We start from the raw sequence: 21,362 nt of genomic DNA on the forward strand, positions 1-21,362 counted from the left end.
TGCCTGTTTTTCGGTATCAGCGGCGCCGTTTGCTGCCCCCCAGCAGAGAGCCCAGCACCCCCCGTACCAGCTGGCGACCCACCTCGTTGCCCAGGGTGCGGGCCACGCTCTTGGCGGCGGTCTGCACCACGCCGTCATGTTGGCCACCGCGCGGGCCTGTGCGCCCGAACAGGATGCCGTTGAGGGCGTCGAGCAATCCGCCGCCCTGCTCCGACGGGGATGGGGGGGCATCATCTGAGGCGGCCGGTGCCCCGCCATTGAGCCGCTCGAAGGCGGATTCGCGATCCTCGCGGGTCTCGTATCTGCCGTGAAGCACTGACCCCTGGATCAGGGCCTGCCGCTCGGCGTCGTTCAGGGGACCGATGCGACTGGCGGGCGGGGCGATGAAGGCGCGCTCCACCACGCAGGGGCGCCCCTTCTCATCGAGCAGAGAGACCAAGGCTTCGCCCACCCCGAGCTCGGTGATGACGCCGGCCGCGTCGAAGGCCGGGTTGGCGCGCAGGGTGTTGGCGGCGATGCGCACCGCCTTCTGATCGCTCGGGGTAAAGGCGCGCAGGGCGTGCTGCACCCGGTTGCCGAGCTGCCCCAGCACGCTGTCGGGAATGTCGGCCGGGCTCTGGGTCACGAAGTAGACGCCGACCCCCTTGGAGCGGATGAGGCGCACCACCAGCTCTATCTTCTCCAGCAGCGCCTTGGGGGCATCGTTGAACAAGAGATGTGCCTCGTCGAAGAAGAAGACCAGCACGGGTTTATCGGGATCCCCCACCTCCGGCAACTGCTCGAACAGCTCGGAGAGCAGCCAGAGCAGGAAGCAGGCATAGAGGCGGTTGGATTGGGTGAGCTTGCCGGCCGCCAGCACATTGATGTGGCCGTGGCCAGCCCCGTCGGTCTGCAGCAGATCCTGGATGTCCAGCATGGGCTCGCCGAAGAAGTGGTCCCCTCCCGCGCTCTCCAGGGTGAGCAGGTTGCGCAGTATGGCGCCGATGGAGGCAGTGGACACATTGCCATAGCGGGTGGTGAGGGTCTTGGCGTTGTCTCCGGCAAACTGCACCATGGCGCGCAAGTCTTTCAGATCGAGCAGCAACAGCCCCTCGTCGTCCGCCACCTTGAACACCAGCTCCAGCACCCCGCTCTGGGTGTCGTTGAGGCCGAGCAGACGGGCCAGCAGCAGGGGCCCCATGTCGGAGACGGTGGCCCGCACCGGGTGCCCCTGCTCCGCAAACAGGTCCCAGAACAGGGTCGGGCTGGGGGCGAAGGCGGGGGCCGGGATGCCGAGCTGGGCCAGCCGGGCATCCAGCTTGGTCGACGGGGTGCCGGCGGCGCCAAGGCCGCTGAGATCCCCCTTCACATCCGCCAGAAAGACCGGCACCCCGAGGCGGGAGAACCCCTCTGCCAGCACCTGCAGGGTGACTGTCTTGCCGGTCCCGGTGGCGCCTGTGATGAGGCCGTGGCGGTTGGCCATGGCGGGCAGCAGGGAGATGGGTTGGCCATTGGCATAGGCCAGCGTCAGGGGTTGGGCCATGGTGAACTCCTTGTCTTTGCAGGTAGCGGCAAGCTGAGGGCTACAAGGAGTGTGGTGGCAGAGCCAAACGATGGCAAGGCGGCGCGAATTGCGCCCTATGGCGAGGCCGAAGAGGGGCTCAGCGGGAGCGAGTCAGCCTGCCCAGCTGCAGCAGCATGAGGGTGAGCAGGGCCCCGGTGGCGGCGGTCAGCAGCGCCAGCAGCAGGCTGCCGAGCAGGAAGGGGGGCACCAGGGTCGCCGCCTCATGCTCCAGCCAGTGCAATGACCAGGTGAGGTGGAAGGGCTCCGGCGTCTGGTGCAGCACCAGGCAGCCGGTGCGGTAGGCATAGAGGTACATGAAGGGCAACGTCAGCGGGTTGTTGAACCAGACCGCCAGCAGGGCCAGCGGCAGGTTGAGGCTGAATGCCAGCGCCAGCGCGACGGCGACGAGGGAGTGCATGGGGATGGGGATCCAGCTGGCGAAGATGCCGGCCGCCACGGCGCCGCTGAGTGCCCGGGTGCCGCCCTGCCAGAGGGCGGGGGTCAGCAGGCGCTCACCAAAGAGGGCGAACCACTTCTGCTGGCGCAGGGTGTCCGGGTCTATCTTGAAACGGGCCAGCCAGCGGCTCAGCATGCCCGCGCCTCCTTGCGCTTCTGCCACTGACGCACCGTATTGATGCGCCAGAAGGTGCGGATGAAGGTGTAACCCATCAGTGAACTCAAGAGTGCGAGCACCAGGGAGCCCAGCAGCAGCGGCGGGGCCAGGGTCTCAAATACCGAGACCAGCCATGCCCAGGTGAACTGGATCTCGATGTGCTGGGCGGGGTGCCCCAGCAGCTGGCAGCCCACCAGGTAGGCGCCATAGAACAGCGGCGGCATGGTGAAGGGGTTGGAGAGCCAGACCAGGGCGACCGAGAGGGGCAGATTGACCCGAAAGAGGATGGCGCCACCGGCCGCCAGCAGCATCTGGCAGGGGAGGGGGATCCAGGCCATGAAGAGGCCGACCGCGAAGGCTCCGGCGGCGGAGCGGCGGTTGAGGTGCCAGAGGTTGGCATCGAGCAGCAGCTTGCCGAACAGCCGCAAGTGCTTGTGTTCCTTGAGCTTGTCCTGATCGGGCAGCCAGCGTTTTATGAGTCGTTTGGGCATGTTTGAAACCTTGCTAAATACTTGCTCCATGGATCTGCGTCTGTTGTCGTTTGCCCTGGGGGCAAGCTCCTCACTGCTCTGGCCCTGGTTACCCTCTACTGCATGGGGCGGCGCACTGCTGGCCCTGGCGATCCTGCTCGCCCATGGCCGCCACTGGCGGCTCTTGTTTCTGGTGCTCGGGGTGCTCTGGATGCAGCTGAACCTGCAGTATCGGCTGGCCTGGCTGGACAAGCTGGAGACACAGACCAGCCACATCATAACCGCACGGGTGCAAAGTACGGAGTCCTCAGGCGATAAACCACGAGATAAATTTGCCCGCCTGCTACTGCGGGTCGAGACGCTGGACGAGCGGCCCCTCGGGGTGGCTCCCCTCGTCAGGATCAATGCCTACCAGGCACTGCCGCACTTGCCCGCCGGTAGCCGCATCACCCTGGTGACTTCCCTCAAGCCCGCCCACGGGCTGGCCAATGAGGCGGGCATGGATGGGCGGCGCCTGCTGCTTGGCAAGGGGATCACGGCGACCGGCAACCTGCGCAGTCTCATCAAGGTCCAGGGGGCGGCCCCCGGGATGCGGGAGCGCTGGCTGGCCGCCGCCAGCACCGCCTGGCAGGGGCTGGAGCAGGCCCCCTTGCTGGCGGCCCTCAGCTTCGGGGAGCAGGGGGGCATCACGGATGCCCAGTGGGATCTGTTTCGCGGCAGCGGCCTGACCCACATCATCGCCATCTCCGGCCAGCATATCGCCCTGGTGGCGGTACTCGGCTGGTGGCTGGGGCGGCTGCTGGGATTGCGGGGGGCCATTCTGGTCTCCCTGTTGTTTGCCGCCGTCTACAGCTGGCTGGCGGGATTTGCGGTGGCGACCGAGCGGGCCCTCATCATGGTGCTGGTGTGGAGCCTGCTGCGCTGGCTGAGGCGGGACTGGCCCAGCCACCGCATCTGGCTGTGGGCCTTCGTGGTGCTCGTGATCTGGGATCCCTTTGCCCTCTACTCGGCCGGCTTCTGGCTCTCCTTCATGGCGGTGGCCCTGCTGCTGCTGGCGAGCCTGCTGCACGTGCGTCCCGGGCTGGTGCGCCTGCAGTGCCTGCTGCTGCTCGGGTTGCTGCCCCTGCAACTGCTGCTGTTCGAGGGCATGGCCCCGCTGGCGCTCTTGCTCAATCTGCTGGCGTTGCCGCTGTTCTGCCTCGGCATCATTCCGCTGGCGCTCATCGGTGTGCTGCTGGCGCCGCTCTCCACCGCCCTGGCTCATGGTCTGTTCTGGTTGTCCGATCTGGGGCTGACGTGGGTGCTGTGGGGACTCGGCCTGCTGGCGGACCACCTGCAGCTCTGGTGGCCGGTTCCCGGCTGGCTGATGCCCGTCAGCGCCCTGCTGGTGCTGCTGTGGGGGGCCTGGCAGTTGCCGGGAGGGCGCGGCTTGCTGCTCCCGGTGGGGGCCGCCCTGCTGCTGGGAGCCTGGCCTGCCCCCACGTCCTGGCAGGTGCGGGTGCTGGATGTGGGGCAGGGCTTGTCAGTGCTCGTCACCCGCGGCGATCGCGGCATCCTCTACGACACCGGGGATAGCTACCCCGGCGGTTACAACATGGCGGAGGCCGCCATATTACCCGTGCTGAGCCGGCTCGATGTGCGGGTGCTCGATGCCCTCATCATCAGCCACAAGGACAGGGATCATGCGGGCAATCGACGTGCCATGCTGCAGGCGATGCCGGTGCGCCGCGAGCTCTCCTCGTTCGGCTTCGCACCCAGCACGATCCTGTGTCGCCGCGGTCAGAACTGGCACTGGCAGGGGCTGGAGGTGCGGCTGCTCTGGCCCGAGCGGCCGGGGGCGGGGCGCAACAACGACAGTTGCGTGGTGCAGATAAGCGACGGCCGGCATCGCATCCTGCTCAGTGGCGACATAGAGCAGGGGGCGGAGCGCCGCCTGCTGGCACTGGAAGATAAGGGCGAAGGCGAAGAACTCGCCAGCACCTTCTCCGGCGCTCGCTTCAGCACCCTCTCCAGCGCCGTGCTGGTGAGCCCTCACCATGGCAGCCGCACCTCCTCGACCCCGGGCTTCGTGGCGGCGGTGAACCCGGATGTCGTCATCCACAGCGCCGGCGACAGGAACCAGTGGCAGTTTCCCCGCCCCGAGGTGGTGGCGAGATACGAGGGGGCTCGCCAATGGGTGACGGGGCAGGATGGCGCCATCCTGATCGAGGCGGGGGAGGCCGGGCTCGAGATCCGGGCCGAGCGCGAGCAGGGCCCCTGGTACAGGCGCAATGGCCACTGGTGGCGGCCCAGGCTATGGCGCTAGGACTCTCCCTCGGCCGTTATTTCTCTTTGGGGTGGGACCTGTGCCATGGCAACGCCCGATGGATGCCCAAGCGTTGGCCAGGGCAATAATCCGTCATTTCCCGTTAATAAGGGGGAGGAAGATGGCCAGGCGATGGCAACGCTTGGTGTAATCCTGCGCTTTGGCTAGAATACCCCGTCATTTCCCTTATTAACGGCTATTCATGCAACAAGAAACCTCACAAGAGAGCTGGCCCGTCTTCAAGCGCCTGCTCGGTTATGTCCGGGATCGCAAACTGGGGCTGGTGGGCGGCATCATCGGCATGCTGGGTTATGCGGCCGTGGATACCACCTTCGTCTACTCCATCAAGCCGCTCATCGATCAGGGCCTCAACGGCAACGACAGCAGCGTGCTCAAGTGGATGCCCTTCTTCGTGCTCGGCATCGTCGCCCTGCGCGGTTGCGCCGCCTTTCTCTCCAACTACTGCATGGCCTGGGTCGGCAACCATGTGGTGATGCGGCTGCAGCAGCAGGTGTTCAGCCACCTGATGGCCATGCCCATGAGCTTCTTCGACCGCCAGAATACCGGCAACCTGCTCTCCAAGGTGACTTATGACGCCGGTCAGGTGTCGTCAGCCGCGAGCTCCACCCTGGTCTCTCTGGTGCGGGAAGGGGCCACCGTCATCGGCCTGCTCGGGCTTATGTTCTGGCACTCCTGGCAGCTGTCGGTGATCTTCCTGGTGGTCGGCCCCGTGGTGGGCATACTGATCGGCCTCATCAGCCGTCGTTTTCGCAAGATCAGCCGCCACATCCAGCAGGCGGTGGGTGACATCACCACCTCCACCGAGCAGATGCTCAAGGGCCATAAAGAGGTGCTGATGTTCGGCGGCCAGCAGGTGGAGGACAAGCGCTTCTATCAGGTCAGCAACCGGATGCGCCAGCAGACCATGAAGATGGTGGCGGCCGACGCCATCGGCAGCCCCATAGTCCAGATGGTGGCCTCGGTCGCCCTGGCGGTCTTCCTCTATGTGGCGACCATAGACTCGGTCAAGGCAACCCTGACCGCGGGCACCTTCACCGTCATGGTCACCTCCATGATGATGCTGCTCAAGCCGCTGAAAAGCCTGACCGACGTGAACAACCAGTTCCAGCGCGGCATCACCGCCTGCCAGAGCCTGTTCGGTCTGCTGGACTCCACCCCGGAGCAGGACACCGGCACTCGCACCCTGGAGCGGGCCCGTGGGGAGATCGAGTTTCGCAACGTCACCTTCACCTACCCGACCAAGGAGACCCCGGCGCTGCACAACATCAGCTTCAAGGTGGAGGCGGGCAAGTCCGTGGCCCTGGTGGGTCGCTCCGGCTCCGGCAAGAGCACCATCGCCAGCCTCTTGACCCGCTTCTATGACATAGAGCAGGGGGAGATCCTGCTGGACGGCGTCAACATCCGCGAATATCGCTTAAGCGAGCTGCGCAAGCAGTACGCCCTGGTCTCCCAGCACGTCCACCTGTTCAACGACTCCGTGGCCAACAACATCGCCTACGCGGCAGAAGACAAGTACAGCCGGGAAGAGATCCAGCATGCCGCCCGCATCGCCCATGCCGACGAGTTCGTGCGCAAGATGCCGGAGGGCTATGACACCGTCATCGGCGAGAATGGCGCCTCCTTGTCCGGTGGCCAGCGCCAGCGCATCGCCATCGCCCGCGCCCTGCTGCGGGACTCCCCGGTCCTGCTGCTGGACGAGGCCACCTCGGCCCTGGATACCGAGTCAGAGCGCCACATCCAGGCGGCCATCGACGAGCTGTGCAAGGCGCGCACCTCCCTGGTGATCGCCCACCGTCTCTCCACCATAGAGAAGGCGGACGAGATCCTGGTGATCGACGAGGGTCATATCGTCGAGCGCGGCAACCATGGCGAGCTGATGAGCCAGCAGGGCACCTATGCCCAACTGCGCGCCATCCAGTTCGGCGGCGCCGTGAGTCATTCGGCCTGATGCTGGAGCGTCTCTGGTACGGCAAGAGTGGCTGGCGCTGGTGGCTGGCCCCCTTGGCCCTGCTGTTTGCCCTCGTCAGCGGCGGGCGCCGTTTCGCCTACCGGCGCGGCTGGTTCAGCGCCTATCGCGCCAGCCTGCCGGTGATAGTGGTGGGCAATATCTCGGTCGGTGGCAACGGCAAGACCCCTGTGGTGGTCTGGCTGGTAGAGCAACTCCAGGCCCGTGGCTATCGCCCCGGCGTGGTCAGCCGGGGTTACGGCGGCAAGGCGCCCCATTACCCTTACCGACTCGATAAGCAGAGCACCACGGCCCAGGCGGGGGATGAGCCTGTGCTCATCGCAAGGCGCTGCGGCTGCCCCGTGGTGGTGGCCCCCAGGCGCGCCGATGCGGTGCGTCTGCTGGAGCAAAGCGGTGAGGTGGACATCGTCATCACCGACGATGGCCTGCAGCACTACGCCCTGGACCGGGACATAGAGCTGGTGGTGGTGGATGGGGCCCGGCGCTTCGGCAATGGCTGCCTGCTACCCATGGGGCCGCTGCGGGAACCCATGACCCGCCTCAAGCGGGTCGATGCCATCATCTGTAACGGCGGCACCCCGGCCCAGGGGGAATACCCCATGGCGCTGGTGGCGGCCGCGCCGCGCCGCGTGTGCGACGATGCGCCCCTCGAGGCTCCCCTTGCCGGACCTGTGGATGCACTGGCGGGTATCGGCCATCCTCCCCGCTTCTTTGCCACCCTGGCCGGACTCGGCTATGAGCTGGCAGAGCGTGTCGGTTATGCGGATCATCAGGCCTTTGATCGGGATGAGCTGCTCGCCCGTTTCGGCGAGCGCCCCCTGCTGATGACGGAGAAGGATGCGGTCAAGTGCCGGGCCTTCGCACCGCCGCACTGGTGGTATCTGCCGGTGAGCGCCGAGTTGCCCGCCTCCCTGCTCGATACCCTGCTGCAGCGGTTGACCCCGCCGCAGGCGTCCGGCCCTGACCATGCACACTGAATGGCGCAAGATCATCGCCTGCATGGCATAGCCCGTGCGGCGCCGTTGCAAGGAGCCGGGTGCCGGCTCCGGCGATGGACCATTAAACTGCTCGGCAGCCTAGCCCGCCCGAGATCGTCGCTTGCTCGACATCGTTGAAGGAGTTTCGTTTTGGCACTGGATATCAAATTGCTCGACATCATCGCCTGCCCGGTTTGCAAGGGGAAGCTGCACTATCAACCGCAGTCGGACAAGGCCGCCCATGAGCTCATCTGCCGCTTCGACAGACTGGCCTATCCGCTGGAGGAGGGGATCCCCGTCCTCCTGGAGAACCGGGCGCGTCATCTGCCCCTGGAAGAGCTGAAGCCATGAGTTTCGTCGTCGTCATTCCGGCCCGTTACGCCTCGACCCGCTTGCCGGGCAAGCCGCTGGCGGACATCCATGGTAAGCCCATGGTGCAGCACGTGGTGGAGAAGGCCCTGCAATCTGGCGCCGATCGGGTGATAGTCGCCACCGACGATGAGCGGGTGCAGCAGGCACTGCAGGCAACCGGCGTCGAGGTGTGCATGACCTCACCGGATCACCAGTCCGGCACCGAGCGCCTGGCCGAGGTGTGCCGTCACTACGGCTTCGCCGCCGATACCATCATCGTCAACGTGCAGGGGGACGAGCCGCTCATTCCGCCCGCCATCATCCGCCAGGTGGCGGACAACCTGGCCGCCGCCACGGCGCCGATGGCGACCCTGTCGGTGCCGATCCAGGACGCCGAAGAGGCATTCAACCCCAATGCGGTCAAGGTTGTGACCGACAAGGATGGTTACGCCCTCTACTTCAGCCGCGCCAGCATCCCCTGGGACAGGGACCGCTTTGCCAAGAGTCACGAGCAGATTGGCGATCACTACCAGCGCCACATCGGCATCTACGCCTATCGCGCCGGCTTCATTCAGCGTTACGTGGACTGGGCGCCGAGCGCGCTGGAGCAAATCGAGGCGCTGGAGCAGTTGCGGGTGCTCTGGTACGGGGAGAAGATCCACGTGGCCCAGGCGCTGGAGGCTCCCCCGGTCGGGGTGGATACCCAGTCCGATCTGGACAAGGTGCGTGCCCTGCTGGCCAACTGAGGCTGGCGGCACGAAAGTTGACCGATACGGCGCCTTCAGGCGCCGTTTTTTCGTTGATTATTTATATAATAATTTGATTTAAAACGGCTTTTACGAGCACTTTCAAACTTTTCCCGGCCATGGTTTGCCAAATCATCGAGTTTGGTTATGATGCAAGACGCCGTGTTAACCCTAACTGGCATATAACGAGATAAAAAACGGGGTGTTTGGGTGATTAATGTATTCCTGGTCGATGATCATGAGTTGGTGCGTACAGGGATAAGACGCATTTTGGAAGATGTCCGCGGGATCAAGGTGGTGGGCGAGGCGCAGAGCGGGGAAACCGCCGTGGCCTTCTGTCGGCAGCATCACCCCGACGTGATTTTGATGGACATGAACATGCCGGGTATCGGCGGTCTGGAAGCGACCCGCAAGATCCTGCGGCTGCGCCCCGATGTGCGCATCATAGTGCTGACCATTCATTCCGAAAATCCGTTCCCCACCAAGGTGATGCAGGCGGGCGCCGCCGGATACCTCACCAAGGGGGCCGCGCCGGACGAGATGATCCATGCCATTCGCCTGGTGCACTCCGGCCAGCGTTACATCTCCCCCGAGATCGCCCAGCAGATGGCCCTGAGCCAGTTTGCCTCGGCGGACGAGAACCCCTTCAAGTCCCTCTCCGAGCGCGAACTGCAGATCATGATGATGATCACCAAGGGACAGAAGGTGACCGACATCTCGGAGCAGCTCAACCTGAGCCCGAAGACGGTCAACAGCTATCGCTACCGCCTGTTCAGCAAGCTGGGGATCAATGGCGACGTGGAGCTGACCCATCTGGCCATTCGCTATGGCATGCTGGATGCCGACACCCTGTAAGGGATGCCTGTGCCCACCCAAGGCGGCGAGTGCCGCCTTTTTGCTTTTCGCAGGCCCGGCGCAGTATGCTCTCCCCGTCTTTTTGCATTCATCCGTTGAGTCGAGTTGCCGATGACCCTCTCTCCCGAGCCCCATTTTGACAGCAAGGCATTTTTGAGCGCCGTCACCCACCAGAGCGGCGTCTACCGCATGTATGACGGCGGCGGCACCGTCATCTACGTGGGCAAGGCCAAGGATCTGAAAAAGCGGCTCGCCTCCTACTTTCGCACCAATGTGGACAGCATCAAGACCCGCACCCTGGTGCGCCAGATAGCCGACATCCAGGTCACTGTCACCCACACCGAGACAGAGGCGCTGATCCTCGAGCACAACCTCATCAAGCAGTACCAGCCGCGCTACAACGTGCTGCTGCGGGATGACAAGTCCTACCCCTGGATCATCATCACGGCGCACCAGCACCCGCGCATCGGCGTGCATCGCGGTGCCCGCAAGGTGAAGGGGGAGTACTTCGGCCCTTACCCCTCCGGCGGCGCCGTGCGCGAGAGCCTGCACCTGATGCAGAAGATCTTCCCGGTGCGCCAGTGCGAGGACGCCGTCTATGCCAACCGCACCCGCCCGTGCCTGCTCTATCAGCTCAAGCGCTGCGCCGGCCCCTGCGTGGCCGGGCTGGTGAGCGAGGCCGAGTATGCCCAGCAGGTGGAGCTGGCCAAGCTGTTCCTGGCGGGCAAGAACCAGCAGGTGATCGGCGAGCTGGTGGGCAAGATGGAGTCCGCCAGTGGCGATCTGCGCTTCGAGGAGGCGGCCCGCTACCGGGATCAGATCCAGGCCCTGCGCCGGGTCACCGAGCAGCAGTCGGTGAGCGGCAACGTGCTGGACGAGCTGGACGTGGTGGGGGTGGCCTTCGATCAGGGGGCGGCCTGCATCCACGTGCTCTTCATCCGCCAGGGCAAGGTGCTGGGATCGCGCAGCTATTACCCGAAGGTGCCGGCCGATACCCCCCTCGACGAGGTGGTGCAATCCTTCCTGCTGCAGTTCTACCTGTCGGGGCAGGGGGGACGACAGATCCCGAGCGAGGTGCTGCTGGACGTGGCGCTGGAAGACGAGGCGGTGATCGCCGAGACCCTGAGCCAGACCGCCGGCTACAAGGTGCGGGTGCAGAGCCGCACCCGGGCCGAGCGGGCACGATTTATCAAGCTCGCCTCCATCAACGCCCAGACGGCGCTGCGCTCGCGGCTGGCCCACAAGAGCACCATTACCGCCCGCTACGACCAGCTGGAGGAGCTGCTGGAGCTCGAGCGCCCCATCGCCCGCATGGAGTGCTTCGACATCTCCCACACCATGGGGGAGCGCACCGTCGCCTCCTGTGTGGTGTTCAACCGGGAGGGACCGCTCTCATCGGAATACAGGCGCTTCAACATCGACGGCATCACGGGGGGCGATGACTACGCCGCCATGGAGCAGGCGCTGGAGCGGCGTTTTGGCAAGCAGCAGGAGCCGGACAAGGTGCCGGACGTGCTCTTCATCGATGGCGGCCTCGGCCAGTTGCGCCGCGCCGAGGAGATCCTGGCCCGTCAGCTGGAGTTTCTGGGGGGCAAATACCCGCTGCTGGTGGGCATCGCCAAGGGAGTGACCCGCAAGGCCGGGCTGGAGACCCTGATCCTGGGGGAGAGCCACGAAGAGCTGCACTTGCCGGCAGATATGCCCGCTTTGCACCTTATTCAGCACATTCGCGATGAATCCCACCGTTTTGCCATCACAGGCCACCGCGCCCGCCGTGCCAAGGCCCGTACCACCAGTACCCTGGAGGACATCCCGGGGGTGGGGCCCAAGCGGCGGCAGGCCCTGCTCAAGTACCTGGGGGGCCTGCAGGAGGTGAAGAAGGCGGGGGTGGACGAGCTCGCCAAGGTGCCCGGCATCAGCCTGGAGCTGGCCCAATCCATCCACGACGCCCTGCACTCGCTCTGACCCTGGATAATCGTTGCTGTTCTGGGTAGGCGATACCCAGGAGCCGGCTGGCTCATACCATTCAGGGGCCTTGCATTCGTTCCCGCCCGGGTAGGCGTTGTTGTTCCGGACAGGGGATGCCTGGTATCCGTCAGGAGCGGGTCCGACCCGGGCCACCTTGAGTGGGGGGCATTTGATGTGGATCCCGCAAACCGGCCCCGGCAGCACAAGAGCCGTGACGCAGGGGGCCCGCAAATGCCATAATGGCATGCATCCTGAGGTTATTGATGGATTAATGGACCAAGGCGGTCGCCTGTCCGGTTGCAACGGTGATCGGCTTGGGGCTACCATGTAGCGGCATACAAGAAGTGGCTGAAAATAATGACAAATATTCCTAACCTGCTGACGTTTTTTCGGATTTTGCTCATCCCCGTCTTCGTCATCCTGTTCTACCTTCCCTATCAGTGGTCCTACCTGGCGGCTGCGCTTGTCTTCATCCTGGCGGCCGCGACCGACTGGTTTGATGGCTATCTCGCCCGCAAGCTGAACCAGTCCACCGCCTTCGGTGCCTTCCTCGATCCCGTTGCCGACAAGATCATGGTGGCGGCCGCCCTGGTGGTCATCGTCGAACACTACAACACCATCTGGGTCACCATACCGGCCATGACCATGATTGGCCGCGAGATCATCATCTCCGCTCTGCGGGAGTGGATGGCGGAGCTCGGCAAGCGCTCCTCGGTGGCGGTCAGCTGGATCGGCAAGTGGAAGACCATGATCCAGATGGTGTCGCTCACCGGCCTCATCTGGCAATACGACATCTGGATGGTGTGGCTCGCCTACGTGCTGCTCTATGTGGCCACAGTGCTCACCTTCTGGTCCATGTTCCAGTACATGAAGGCCGCCTGGGGCGATCTGACCTACCACTCCCGCTTCTAGTCCATCCATGGGCAAATGGCCGTTTCCTTGCCGTTGGGGCAGAGAAACGGCCATGAGTGGCAAAAGTGTGGGAGAAGGGCAAAAAATGCCCGAACGATCAGCGTATTAAATGTTTTTGGTTGACTGGACGAGGAACATCGCTAGAATGCGTTCTCGTAGTCAGGCAGTCAGCCAGACCGATGCGGGAATAGCTCAGTTGGTAGAGCACGACCTTGCCAAGGTCGGGGTCGCGAGTTCGAGTCTCGTTTCCCGCTCCAAATTCAGACAATAGAGAGCCAACTCTCTTTTGCATGGCGCGTTAGCAAAGCGGTTATGCAGCGGATTGCAAATCCGTTTAGTCCGGTTCGACTCCGGAACGTGCCTCCACATTGACAAGCCCGCGGCGCGGACTTGATACCGATTGCGGTGCCCGAGTGGTGAAATCGGTAGACACAAGGGATTTAAAATCCCTCGACGTTCGCGTCGTGCCGGTTCGATTCCGGCCTCGGGCACCATTAAAATCAAAGACTTACGAAGGCCACTAGTGATAGTGGCCTTTTTTGTTTTGACTAAATGGCGACAGAGTGGCGACAGAGTTTTTTTGATGGGCTTACACAAGCACCGGCTGGGTAGTCACTCGGCCTTCTTGTATGATGCTGCATCTGCTTGATGGCGTGCTTCATGCGGCACTTTTCCCTGGCCATGTTTCGGTGCGTAATCAGGCGGATTGAAAAGGGCTCCACATTGTGGAGCCCTTTTCGCATTTCGAAATTAGTCTGGCAGCTCCTCCAACTTCACCTCGAGCTGCAGGCGGTTGGTGAATCCCTGGTTGGTGAGGTCGTGCACCACCTGGGTGAGCAGCCAGTCGGCCTCGTCAATCTGGGGCTTGAACCCTCTGACGGTGGTGGGTTGCTCCGGGTAGAGTTCAGGGCGACCCATCGCCAGGGTGATCTGGAAGTCGGCCACGCCGCGTTGCAGCTTTTCCCATTCAGCCCGGGCGGCCCGCATGGCATTTGCCTGGCTGGCATAGACATGCCGCAGCTCTTTGACGTTCTCGCTGCTGCCGACCAGCAGTTCGTTCTCCTGCTTGTTGACCATGACCCCCGGGGGCAAGGGCCGTTCCGGCGATGGCTTGGTCTTCTTCTTGCGCTTCACCTCGACTCGCTTCTTTTCCGCCTCCTTGTTGTCTTGCCAGTAGGCGGTCACGCCTGTGTAGGCATCCCGGTCGGCAACCGAGAAACGATGCTGATCGCCATCCCTACGGGTGATGGTGATGGCTGGTAAAGGCTGACCGCTGGCGGTGGTGCCCTGGCCCGCCTTGATAAACAGCAGGCGGCCATTCTTGACGGTGGCGATGCCATCGCACTGACCAGCTAGGCGGGTGAGGAAGGCGAGATCGCTCTCGTTGGCCTGGTCGATGTGATCGATCAGCTGGCCCTTGAGTGAGTCACCCACGCAGGGCGTGAGTTGGTAGCGGGCGGCGACCTGGCTGACGATGCCGCTGACGGTGGTCTGGTGCCAACTTTGCTCACGCAGCTTGTTCATGCCGCCGCGCAGGTCGGCTGACTTGCCCCGTATGGTGAGCACATCCGGTACCCCGCCGTGCTCCACCTCGTCGACCTTGTAGGTTCCCTTGTCGACCAGGGCCTGGCCTTGCCAGCCGATGAGGGCACGCAGAGTGGCGCCCCGGCGTGGCATATCGAGCTTGCCGTCGCTGTCATCGAGTGTCAGCTCGATAGTGTCGGCGGTGAAACCCCGGTTGTCGGTGATGGTCATCGACATCAGGCGCGGCCTGATGGCTGCCGAGATGTCTTTGCCGTCGACCAGCACCTGGTAAGCCGGTACCGGGTGGCCTTGGCGCAAGGCGTCGAGCGGATTGGTCAGCCCCAAATTTTCGGTCAATCGCGTGCCGAACTGGTCGAATGCCCCCATCAGAGAAGCCCCCCTAGCTTGTTGCCGATACTGCCGACCAGCTTGCCCAGGCCCAGGCGGCCAAAGAGGTTGCCCGCGGTGCGGCCCAGCAGGGTTTGGACAAGGGATCTGTCGTTGTCATCGACCCGCTTGAGCTTGATGGTGAACTCGATTTTACGGGCGGTGCCATCGCTGAAAAACTCGCTGCGGGTGGTGCTGATGCCCTCTATCACGAATGACCCACGCATGGCGCCATCGCCCTGGATCAGGGGGAAAGCCTGACCGCTGTCAGCCATGCTGTTCAGCAAGTCGAGGGAGACCGGGCCACCGGTCACCTCGGGCAGCAGCACCCCGCTCAAGGTGGTGGTTTCATCATCGGGGCCGACGTACTGGTATGCCGGGCGAGCACCGATCCGGTTATTGCCCGGGTGGCGCCATGCCCGTTCGTCTTGTTGTGAGAGGGGGGCGAGGGTTGATCGCATAAACACGAACCAGCCCAGAGTCATCATCATGGCTGTTGCTCCTTAGTTGCGGTCGCTCAGGGAGGCGCGGCCATTGGCAGCGGCCTGCCGTTCGCACCGGTCCAGTTCGCGGCGAACCTCTTGCGCCACATCCGCGCCGGATTGCCCCGGTTGCTGGACGATGTGGATAGGGGCGTTGATCTCGGTGGTGGTGCTGCCTCTGGCAACTGGGCGCGGCGGCGTCACGATGCGCGGACCGTAGCCGGATCCCCCGGCCATGGCGGGAGTGTTGTAGTTGCCGGTGAGGTAGCCTGACGGGTTGACGTTGGCCGTGACCGATCCACCCCCTTTCATCCAGTCCGGCAGCAGGTCGGTGAGGGCTTTTATCCTGGCTTTCAGGCTCTCCCACTTCGCGGTGATGCCACCAATCAGGCCGTCGACGATGGCCTTGCCCTTGTTGGCCGCCCCGGCTGGCAGGGTATCGAAGAAGGCCCAAATCTCGCCCCAGTGCATGATGAGGATGCCGATGGGGGTCCATGAGAAGAGCTCTTTCAGGATCTCCCAGAAGGCGAGCGCAGGGGCCTGGCACTGCGCCCACAATCCGCCGAACCATGCGGCGACCCCATCCCAATTTTTGTAGAGCAGGTAAGCCCCGGCGGCGATGGCCACAATGCCCATGATGAACCAGCCTATGGGGTTGGTGAGCATGGCAATGCCGAGCCTGACCATGCCAATCGTCAGCGCCTTGATGAAGGTCAGCAGGGGGCTCCCATAGACCAGCAGCATCGACATCCCCATCTTGATGGCCGCCAGCGGCCCCAGCAGGCCCGCCACAATCAGCAGTAGCGACCCGCCAGCGGCAGCGGCCACGGCTGTCACGGCCGCGATACGGGTCAGGGTGGAGGTTAACTCAGGGTTGGCCCGCATCCAGTCACCGGTGACCTGGATAATCTCGGTGACGCGCTGGATGAGCCCGCGCATCGGGCCGTTTTCGGTCTCCATCATCTGGATGCCTACGTCATCCCATGCGGAGGTGAGGTTATCCAGATCACCAATGGCGTTATCTGCCATGACCTTGGCGACCTTGCCGGCTTCCCCCTGGGTTTGTTTCAGGGTGGCGATGAGATCCTGCAGCTTGCCGGAGCCCGCCTGTTCGGTCAGCACAGCCAGGGCGGCGAAGGCCTCTTCACCGGCGATGGCCTTGAAATAGCCCGAGCGGGTGGCATCCCCCATCTTGCTGGTCTTCTTGTAGAGCTCGTCGAGAATATCTGGCAGGGCGCGCAGGTTACCCGCCGCATCGGCGGTCTTCACGTTCAGGGCGGCCAGCGCATCGTGTGCGGCCTTGGGGGGCGCCGCCAGGCGGCCGAGAATGGCCCGCATGGCGGTACCGCCCATGCTGCCTTGGATGCCAGCATCCCCCAGCTTGCCCGCCATGGCGGAGGCGGTTTCAAGGTCAACGCCGAGGCCTGCCGCCACCGGGCCCACGTACTTCATGGTTTCCCCCAGCATCTGCAGGTCGACGTTGGCACGGGTGAAGGTGCCGACCATCACATCCCCGAGCCGGTTCATCTGATTTGCCGGCAGCTTGAAGCCGGTCAGGATGTTGGAGCCGATATCTGCCGCTGCGGCAATCTCGACGCCGCCCGCCTTGGCGATATCGAGCATCCCAGGCATGGCGTCACGGATCGCCTTGGGTGTAAAGCCAGCCATGGCGAGGAAGCCCTGGCCCTGCGCCGCTTCGCCCGCCGTGAAGGCGGTATTGGCGCCGAGCTCCCGCGCTTGAGCCCGCAAGGCGGCCAGCTCGTTGCTGCCTTTGTCCAGCCGGGTGATCGCCTGCACCTTGGACATATCGACATCAAAGCCCATGGCCTTGTTGGCGATGTTGGTGCCCTTGTAGATGGCAGCAGCACCGGTTGCCATGCCTGCGGCGCCATAACCTGCCATGGTGCCACGCATGGACATGGTCTTGTCATAGTTGGCCTTGACCTGGTTGAGGCGCTTTTGCTGGTCGGCCAGTTGGCCCAGCTTGGCCCGCTGCTGGTCGAGCTGGGTGTTGGCTGCGGCAAGGTCGCTCTTGAGCTGGCGCTGGTGTTCGCCGAGCTGCTTGGTGTTGATACCTGCCTCGCCCAGGGCCCGTTTCAGGCTGCCGTGACGGGCGACCATTTCCCGCTCTTGTTGGGAGAGGTCGCGCACCTTCTGTTTGGCCTGCTCCATGGCGCGGGTCATGGCCTTGGTCGGCTGCTCGACTCGGGCAAGCTGCTGGGCCATCTGCTGGGCATCGCGCTGGGCTGCTGTGAGCTGGGCGCGGGTTGCGCCAATCTGCTGGCCGAGGGTTCGATAACCGTCAATCTGGCCGCTCTGGGTTTCCAGCTCCTTGATGCGTTTTTTCGTTTCGACCAGGTCTTTGGCGGTGATGCGGCTCTGGCCGCTGGCTGCCTTGAGGGGGGCGGTGAGCTTGTCGACCGCCCCGAGCAGGATTTGAAGTTTGAGAGGGTTCATTGCTCTGTTGCCCCGTTGATGCGGTTGTGAGTCTCAACGAGGCGTTGGTGCCAGCCCATCAGCTCGCTGATCTCCATGGCCGCCATCTCGGACGGCGGCCAGTGGGCGATGATGGCCAGGTCGGCCATCACCTCGTCTACGCAATGAGGTAGGCCATTCTCTTCGGTACCAAAAAAGCGCTTACCTCGCTGCCCAGTTGCATCAGGTCGGCCGGATCCATGTTGCCGATCTCGACCTCGGTCAACATGGGGGTTGTGATGCGGGGCAGCAGTTTGGTGAGGGCGTTGACGTCCATCTGCACCACATCGGTCATATTGAGGCCGCGCATTTCGCCCGCCTTGGGTTTGCGCAGTTGAACCTCGGTGATGGCTGTGTCGCCGCGTTGGATGGCTTGGTCGAGGGTAACGGTCTTGTTTTCCATGGTGTTTGTTCCTGGTGATGTGGTGAGGGCGGCACTTTCTGTTTGGATAAGGGCCGCCCGTTGGGTTGTGGAGTGGGTTAGAGGCCGATGGCCTTGCGGTGTTCGGCCATGCGGTCGACGCCATCGGGGCCGATCTCGATCATGTTGAGCAGGTCGATTTCGTGGATGACGGCCCCGTCAATGGTCACGTTGTAGTAGGTGTTGACCATGCTGACCTTGGCCTGGCTGTTATCGCCAACCTTGGCTGTGCCCCAGTTGATTTCTTTGAAACGACCTCGGGTGAACACTTCTACGGCCTGCACACCAACGACATCATCCCGCTGGATGGAACCGGCAAAACGAAGGGCGATGCCGTCGATCTTTCCATTGCCCATCTTGCCCAGGATCTCGGCGCTGTAGCCGCCCATGGTGAAGGAGGTATCGAGGGCGCTGTCATCCAGCCCCATGTCGATGTTGACGGCGCCACCCATGCCGCCGCCACGATAGGCTTCGAACTTGCGGGAGAGCTTGGCAAAGGTGAAGTCTTCCGCTTCGCCGATCCAGTTGGTGCCGTCGGTGAACACGTTGAGCTGTTTGACTTTTTTTGGCAGTGCCATGGTGGCTCCTTATGCGGCGGCCGCGACGCGGGCGCCGAAGTCGATGAGGTAGGTGTCGGTGATGCGCTGGATGAAGCCGAGGTCTTCGAGCGGCGGTACCGGCGTGTAGTTGTAATCGATGCGCAGCTTGCCGGCCTTGAGGGTGTCTTTGTCGTTGAGCTCCTCGTTGTACCAGCAGTCAAAGCCGAGCAGGTAACCGCCCGCCACCAGTTCCCGGCCCTTGGCCTTGATGCCCTCGATGATGTCTTTCACCAGGGTGGGGGTGAGCGGCTTGTCGTTGGCCCACATGTGCGCCTCGGCCATGGTGTCGGCCAGGATCTGGGCGGTGCGGGTGTAGTTCTCGAACTGGAACAGGGGATCATCGGAACAGGTGCGGTTGCCCCAGTAGCGGAAGCCGTCCGCCCGGATGAGGGCCGTGATCTCGTTGGCGTTGAGCAGGCCGACTTCGGTATCCGGGTCTTGCAGATCCCAGAACAGGGCCTTGGTCATGCCGTCGACCCCGGTCACGCCGACGTTGGACAGGGTCTTGTGCCAGCCGATCTCCTTGTCGATGAATGCCCGCATGGCGGCGGCCTTGAGGCAGGCATCCAGCTTGATACTGGCATTGGCGGCGGTGTCCCAGGCGGTCCAGTCGCCGTGGATAGGCATCAGTTCGCGGCTGGAGAAGTTCTCGCGGTAGGCGAGCGCTGCCTCGACGGTGTCGGCGATGGTCGGCACATAGGCGAAGGCGCGCAGCTTCTTGGCCGCACCCGCCAGGGCGGTGGCAATGGGGAGGGTGCAGTTGTCCGGCACGCAGAGGATGCGCGGCTTGACGCCCGTGACCGGGGCGGCCCGCTCCAGCGCCTTGAGGCCGGTATAGCTGCCATCCGGCAGTATGGTGCCGATGATGTTGCTGGTCAGCTCGGCGGCGTCGGCGCCATCGGCCACGCGCACGGCGATGACGATGGTGTTGACGGTGTCATAGATGGTTTGCAGCGAGCGCTTGAGGTTGCCGGTGCTGCCCGCCTTGGCGATGGCCGCCGGCAGGTTGGCAATCAGCACGGGTTTGTTGAGGGGGAAGTAAGCGGCATCCGCATCGCTGCCGGTGCAGATGATGCCGATCACCGCCGTGGCGACGGTGCGGATGGTGCGCGTGCCCTCGTTGACTTCCACGACGCGCACGCCGTGGTGAAATTGGTCCAGTGCCATAGGTTCTCCTGTTGTCCGGATGGAGCATTCTTTGCGAAGGTAATGCATGTGATGCGAGCAGGGTCAGGATGCAGGGGCAGGGGATGACAGGCGAGCGGCGGCCAGTGTGTGAGGGCCGTACACACTGGCGAAGCGGTGACAAGGTGACGGATGACGGCAGTCACGAAACACCCCGCACTGGGCGGGGTGTTTGCGTTATTTTATCTCAAATAACTTTAGTTAATTATTTGGTGGCTTGTTTTATTCTCTTCACTATATATTCTAGTGGGATGTCTACAAATGTTGCAAACAAACATGAAATTGCAAAGCAAATAATAGTCATGAATATATTCATGTTATATCTAGCAATCATATCACTAACAGTTGGCATGTGTTTTATAACTAGGCTGAGCACAAGTATATGGATCAGGTAAATACCGTATGTTTTTTTTCCAAAAAATGAGATAAAATCTACAGTGCGTCTCCCTAACCCTTCAAAGAAAGATGACTCCTTAGAAAACAACAAGAATAGGCCAGAGGTGAATATTAGCATGGTTACATTCGCGTCGTACTGTTGGAATGTAAAGCCATATTTATTCGGAGTTAACCACGTCAATACGGCTGTTATCAACAGACCAAATGCCACCATTGACAGTGACATGTTGAATGAGAACAGTTCCCTGCACTTAAATAAAAGACCGCCACAGATAAAATACAGCATCCAGATATATACTTCCGGTATCATAAATATATTGGGGATGTTTGTTGCGTATTGCACTATCTGATAGTTTGAACTTACAGCATGGAGAATTATTATTAGTATGAATGCTCTCTTTGCTCCTGATGCCGATACCCCATGCATCATTGAGCTTAACGCAGGAGTTAAAAGGTAAAGGCCAATCATCACATAAATAAACCAATAGTGCACTGATATACTTGTTTGGCTGGATAGCAATGCAGTGCTAAAACCTCTCAATGTAGCTGTGCTGAATATAGTTAGGTCGCCAGTATAGGTATAGTGAATATAAGCATAGGCAACAAAAGGTATCAAAATAGAAGAGAATCGGGTGATATACCATTTCAAAATTGATTTTACTTCATGTGTTAATAGGAACGCACCTGAAATAATAAAAAATATTGGGAGGCCAGATCTTACAATGGCTTGTAACAGCATGTTTATGTAGTCGGATGTAGTTCCAGTTCCAGCATATAGGGGGATCGTATGTATACCCACAACCATAAATGCAGATATTACTCTCAGAACATCTATGCCGATATCTCGATTCATCATTTGATCTCGATTGCTTAAATTTTGCCATTATACATTAATCTACTTACTTATTGATATTGATTTTTATAGTTAGCCTTAGTGAAGGCAGAGCTAACTAATGATCTTGATTATGGATGGCCCCTTAATATTGGATAGCCATTGTCATCGGCCGCCAAAATGGCTTTAGCCTGGCCTTTTACCATGTTATCCCTAGTAGTCTTGGTGATTTCCTTGGCATCTTTCGGGATGGTGGTGCTGGCGTGTACATCGGTGTCATAAAAGCTCATGGTAGAGGCCGAAAAATAGATCATTGTTATCTGTACAGATCTAG

The 21,362-nt window shown here is 62.0% G+C and carries 19 protein-coding genes and 3 tRNA genes; 11 read left to right on the top strand and 11 right to left on the bottom strand.

The features are described 5' to 3' along the window. Positions 1-16 precede the first annotated feature (16 nt). The 3 genes from AC1IN8_RS16545 to AC1IN8_RS16555 all read right to left on the bottom strand — a co-directional run bounded on the left by AC1IN8_RS16545 (position 17) and on the right by AC1IN8_RS16555 (position 2,647). On the bottom strand, positions 17-1,522 hold the full coding sequence (locus AC1IN8_RS16545; protein WP_479759710.1) for a helicase HerA-like domain-containing protein: 1,506 nt from the start codon (positions 1,520-1,522) through the stop codon (positions 17-19). Between the two features lie 118 nt (positions 1,523-1,640). Further along, positions 1,641-2,135, bottom strand: coding sequence for a DUF2062 domain-containing protein (locus tag AC1IN8_RS16550; RefSeq protein ID WP_479759712.1), 495 nt, complete (start codon positions 2,133-2,135; stop codon positions 1,641-1,643). Next, complete coding sequence (locus AC1IN8_RS16555; RefSeq protein ID WP_139436941.1) at positions 2,129-2,647, bottom strand: DUF2062 domain-containing protein; 519 nt, start codon at positions 2,645-2,647, stop codon at positions 2,129-2,131. Before AC1IN8_RS16555 ends, AC1IN8_RS16550 begins: the two co-directional genes overlap by 7 nt. 28 nt (positions 2,648-2,675) lie before the next feature. Here AC1IN8_RS16555 and AC1IN8_RS16560 point away from each other — a divergent pair, with 28 nt between their 5' ends. The 11 genes from AC1IN8_RS16560 to AC1IN8_RS16610 all read left to right on the top strand — a co-directional run bounded on the left by AC1IN8_RS16560 (position 2,676) and on the right by AC1IN8_RS16610 (position 13,221). Continuing rightward, positions 2,676-4,931, top strand: coding sequence for a DNA internalization-related competence protein ComEC/Rec2 (locus tag AC1IN8_RS16560; RefSeq protein WP_479759759.1), 2,256 nt, complete (start codon positions 2,676-2,678; stop codon positions 4,929-4,931). Positions 4,932-5,133: 202 nt separating this feature from the next. Continuing rightward, positions 5,134-6,900, top strand: a complete 1,767-nt coding sequence (gene msbA, locus AC1IN8_RS16565; RefSeq protein ID WP_247626543.1) for a lipid A ABC transporter ATP-binding protein/permease MsbA — start codon at positions 5,134-5,136, stop codon at positions 6,898-6,900. Continuing rightward, positions 6,900-7,895 (top strand): tetraacyldisaccharide 4'-kinase, encoded by a 996-nt coding sequence (gene lpxK / locus AC1IN8_RS16570; RefSeq protein ID WP_479759714.1) that lies wholly within the window; start codon positions 6,900-6,902, stop codon positions 7,893-7,895. The genes msbA and lpxK overlap by 1 nt, the downstream gene beginning before the upstream one ends. A 150-nt stretch (positions 7,896-8,045) precedes the next feature. After that, positions 8,046-8,246 carry a Trm112 family protein gene (locus tag AC1IN8_RS16575; protein WP_005331987.1) on the top strand — a complete coding sequence of 67 codons (201 nt, stop codon included), beginning with the start codon at positions 8,046-8,048 and terminating at the stop codon, positions 8,244-8,246. Beyond that, positions 8,243-8,992 (top strand): 3-deoxy-manno-octulosonate cytidylyltransferase, encoded by a 750-nt coding sequence (gene kdsB / locus AC1IN8_RS16580; protein WP_479759716.1) that lies wholly within the window; start codon positions 8,243-8,245, stop codon positions 8,990-8,992. Before AC1IN8_RS16575 ends, kdsB begins: the two co-directional genes overlap by 4 nt. A gap of 210 nt (positions 8,993-9,202) precedes the next feature. Then, on the top strand, positions 9,203-9,847 hold the full coding sequence (uvrY, locus tag AC1IN8_RS16585; protein ID WP_025327477.1) for a UvrY/SirA/GacA family response regulator transcription factor: 645 nt from the start codon (positions 9,203-9,205) through the stop codon (positions 9,845-9,847). A gap of 111 nt (positions 9,848-9,958) precedes the next feature. Then, positions 9,959-11,812 carry an excinuclease ABC subunit UvrC gene (gene uvrC / locus AC1IN8_RS16590; protein ID WP_479759718.1) on the top strand — a complete coding sequence of 618 codons (1,854 nt, stop codon included), beginning with the start codon at positions 9,959-9,961 and terminating at the stop codon, positions 11,810-11,812. 360 nt (positions 11,813-12,172) lie between these two features. Then, the gene (gene pgsA, locus AC1IN8_RS16595; RefSeq protein ID WP_139436951.1) at positions 12,173-12,727 is read left to right on the top strand and encodes a CDP-diacylglycerol--glycerol-3-phosphate 3-phosphatidyltransferase; all 555 of its coding nucleotides are present in this window, start codon (positions 12,173-12,175) and stop codon (positions 12,725-12,727) included. 181 nt (positions 12,728-12,908) lie between these two features. Then, positions 12,909-12,984 (top strand) — tRNA-Gly (locus tag AC1IN8_RS16600). Positions 12,985-13,019: 35 nt separating this feature from the next. Continuing rightward, positions 13,020-13,093, top strand: a tRNA-Cys gene (locus AC1IN8_RS16605). Positions 13,094-13,134: 41 nt separating this feature from the next. Beyond that, positions 13,135-13,221: transfer RNA gene (locus tag AC1IN8_RS16610), tRNA-Leu, on the top strand. A 256-nt stretch (positions 13,222-13,477) separates the two neighbouring features. Here AC1IN8_RS16610 and AC1IN8_RS16615 read toward each other — a convergent pair. The 8 genes from AC1IN8_RS16615 to AC1IN8_RS16650 form a co-directional block, all read right to left on the bottom strand. Continuing rightward, entirely contained in the window at positions 13,478-14,638 is a 1,161-nt protein-coding gene (locus AC1IN8_RS16615) for a phage late control D family protein (protein ID WP_479759720.1), read from the bottom strand. Next, positions 14,638-15,129: a phage tail protein gene (locus AC1IN8_RS16620; protein WP_479759722.1), complete on the bottom strand. Its 492-nt coding sequence runs from the start codon at positions 15,127-15,129 to the stop codon at positions 14,638-14,640. Before AC1IN8_RS16620 ends, AC1IN8_RS16615 begins: the two co-directional genes overlap by 1 nt. 12 nt (positions 15,130-15,141) lie before the next feature. Next, positions 15,142-17,577 (bottom strand): phage tail tape measure protein, encoded by a 2,436-nt coding sequence (locus AC1IN8_RS16625; RefSeq protein WP_479759724.1) that lies wholly within the window; start codon positions 17,575-17,577, stop codon positions 15,142-15,144. Beyond that, the gene (locus AC1IN8_RS16630; protein ID WP_479759725.1) at positions 17,574-17,705 is read right to left on the bottom strand and encodes a GpE family phage tail protein; all 132 of its coding nucleotides are present in this window, start codon (positions 17,703-17,705) and stop codon (positions 17,574-17,576) included. Before AC1IN8_RS16630 ends, AC1IN8_RS16625 begins: the two co-directional genes overlap by 4 nt. An 8-nt stretch (positions 17,706-17,713) precedes the next feature. Continuing rightward, positions 17,714-17,998, bottom strand: coding sequence for a phage tail assembly protein (locus AC1IN8_RS16635; protein WP_479759727.1), 285 nt, complete (start codon positions 17,996-17,998; stop codon positions 17,714-17,716). 77 nt (positions 17,999-18,075) lie between these two features. Continuing rightward, positions 18,076-18,594, bottom strand: a complete 519-nt coding sequence (locus AC1IN8_RS16640) for a phage major tail tube protein (protein WP_479759729.1) — start codon at positions 18,592-18,594, stop codon at positions 18,076-18,078. A 9-nt stretch (positions 18,595-18,603) separates the two neighbouring features. Then, positions 18,604-19,782, bottom strand: coding sequence for a phage tail sheath protein (locus AC1IN8_RS16645; RefSeq protein ID WP_479759731.1), 1,179 nt, complete (start codon positions 19,780-19,782; stop codon positions 18,604-18,606). Between the two features lie 223 nt (positions 19,783-20,005). Beyond that, entirely contained in the window at positions 20,006-21,049 is a 1,044-nt protein-coding gene (locus AC1IN8_RS16650) for an acyltransferase (protein WP_479759732.1), read from the bottom strand. Positions 21,050-21,362: the final 313 nt, after the last annotated feature.

This window comes from Aeromonas sp. 130281, from assembly GCF_056642115.1.

What these genes read in the sequence shown, in the direction of transcription:
- AC1IN8_RS16645 (WP_479759731.1), bottom strand. Translation starts at nt 19,782, where the DNA reads ATGGCACTGGACCAATTTCACCACGGCGTGCGCGTCGTGGAAGTCAAC.
- AC1IN8_RS16555 (WP_139436941.1), bottom strand. Translation starts at nt 2,647, where the DNA reads ATGCCCAAACGACTCATAAAACGCTGGCTGCCCGATCAGGACAAGCTC.
- AC1IN8_RS16635 (WP_479759727.1), bottom strand. Translation starts at nt 17,998, where the DNA reads ATGGAAAACAAGACCGTTACCCTCGACCAAGCCATCCAACGCGGCGAC.
- AC1IN8_RS16620 (WP_479759722.1), bottom strand. Translation starts at nt 15,129, where the DNA reads ATGATGATGACTCTGGGCTGGTTCGTGTTTATGCGATCAACCCTCGCC.
- AC1IN8_RS16545 (WP_479759710.1), bottom strand. Translation starts at nt 1,522, where the DNA reads ATGGCCCAACCCCTGACGCTGGCCTATGCCAATGGCCAACCCATCTCC.
- AC1IN8_RS16640 (WP_479759729.1), bottom strand. Translation starts at nt 18,594, where the DNA reads ATGGCACTGCCAAAAAAAGTCAAACAGCTCAACGTGTTCACCGACGGC.
- AC1IN8_RS16550 (WP_479759712.1), bottom strand. Translation starts at nt 2,135, where the DNA reads ATGCTGAGCCGCTGGCTGGCCCGTTTCAAGATAGACCCGGACACCCTG.
- AC1IN8_RS16615 (WP_479759720.1), bottom strand. Translation starts at nt 14,638, where the DNA reads ATGGGGGCATTCGACCAGTTCGGCACGCGATTGACCGAAAATTTGGGG.
- AC1IN8_RS16650 (WP_479759732.1), bottom strand. Translation starts at nt 21,049, where the DNA reads ATGAATCGAGATATCGGCATAGATGTTCTGAGAGTAATATCTGCATTT.
- AC1IN8_RS16625 (WP_479759724.1), bottom strand. Translation starts at nt 17,577, where the DNA reads ATGAACCCTCTCAAACTTCAAATCCTGCTCGGGGCGGTCGACAAGCTC.
- AC1IN8_RS16560 (WP_479759759.1), top strand. Translation starts at nt 2,676, where the DNA reads ATGGATCTGCGTCTGTTGTCGTTTGCCCTGGGGGCAAGCTCCTCACTG.
- msbA (WP_247626543.1), top strand. Translation starts at nt 5,134, where the DNA reads ATGCAACAAGAAACCTCACAAGAGAGCTGGCCCGTCTTCAAGCGCCTG.
- lpxK (WP_479759714.1), top strand. Translation starts at nt 6,900, where the DNA reads ATGCTGGAGCGTCTCTGGTACGGCAAGAGTGGCTGGCGCTGGTGGCTG.
- pgsA (WP_139436951.1), top strand. Translation starts at nt 12,173, where the DNA reads ATGACAAATATTCCTAACCTGCTGACGTTTTTTCGGATTTTGCTCATC.
- AC1IN8_RS16630 (WP_479759725.1), bottom strand. Translation starts at nt 17,705, where the DNA reads ATGGCCGACCTGGCCATCATCGCCCACTGGCCGCCGTCCGAGATGGCG.
- uvrC (WP_479759718.1), top strand. Translation starts at nt 9,959, where the DNA reads ATGACCCTCTCTCCCGAGCCCCATTTTGACAGCAAGGCATTTTTGAGC.
- kdsB (WP_479759716.1), top strand. Translation starts at nt 8,243, where the DNA reads ATGAGTTTCGTCGTCGTCATTCCGGCCCGTTACGCCTCGACCCGCTTG.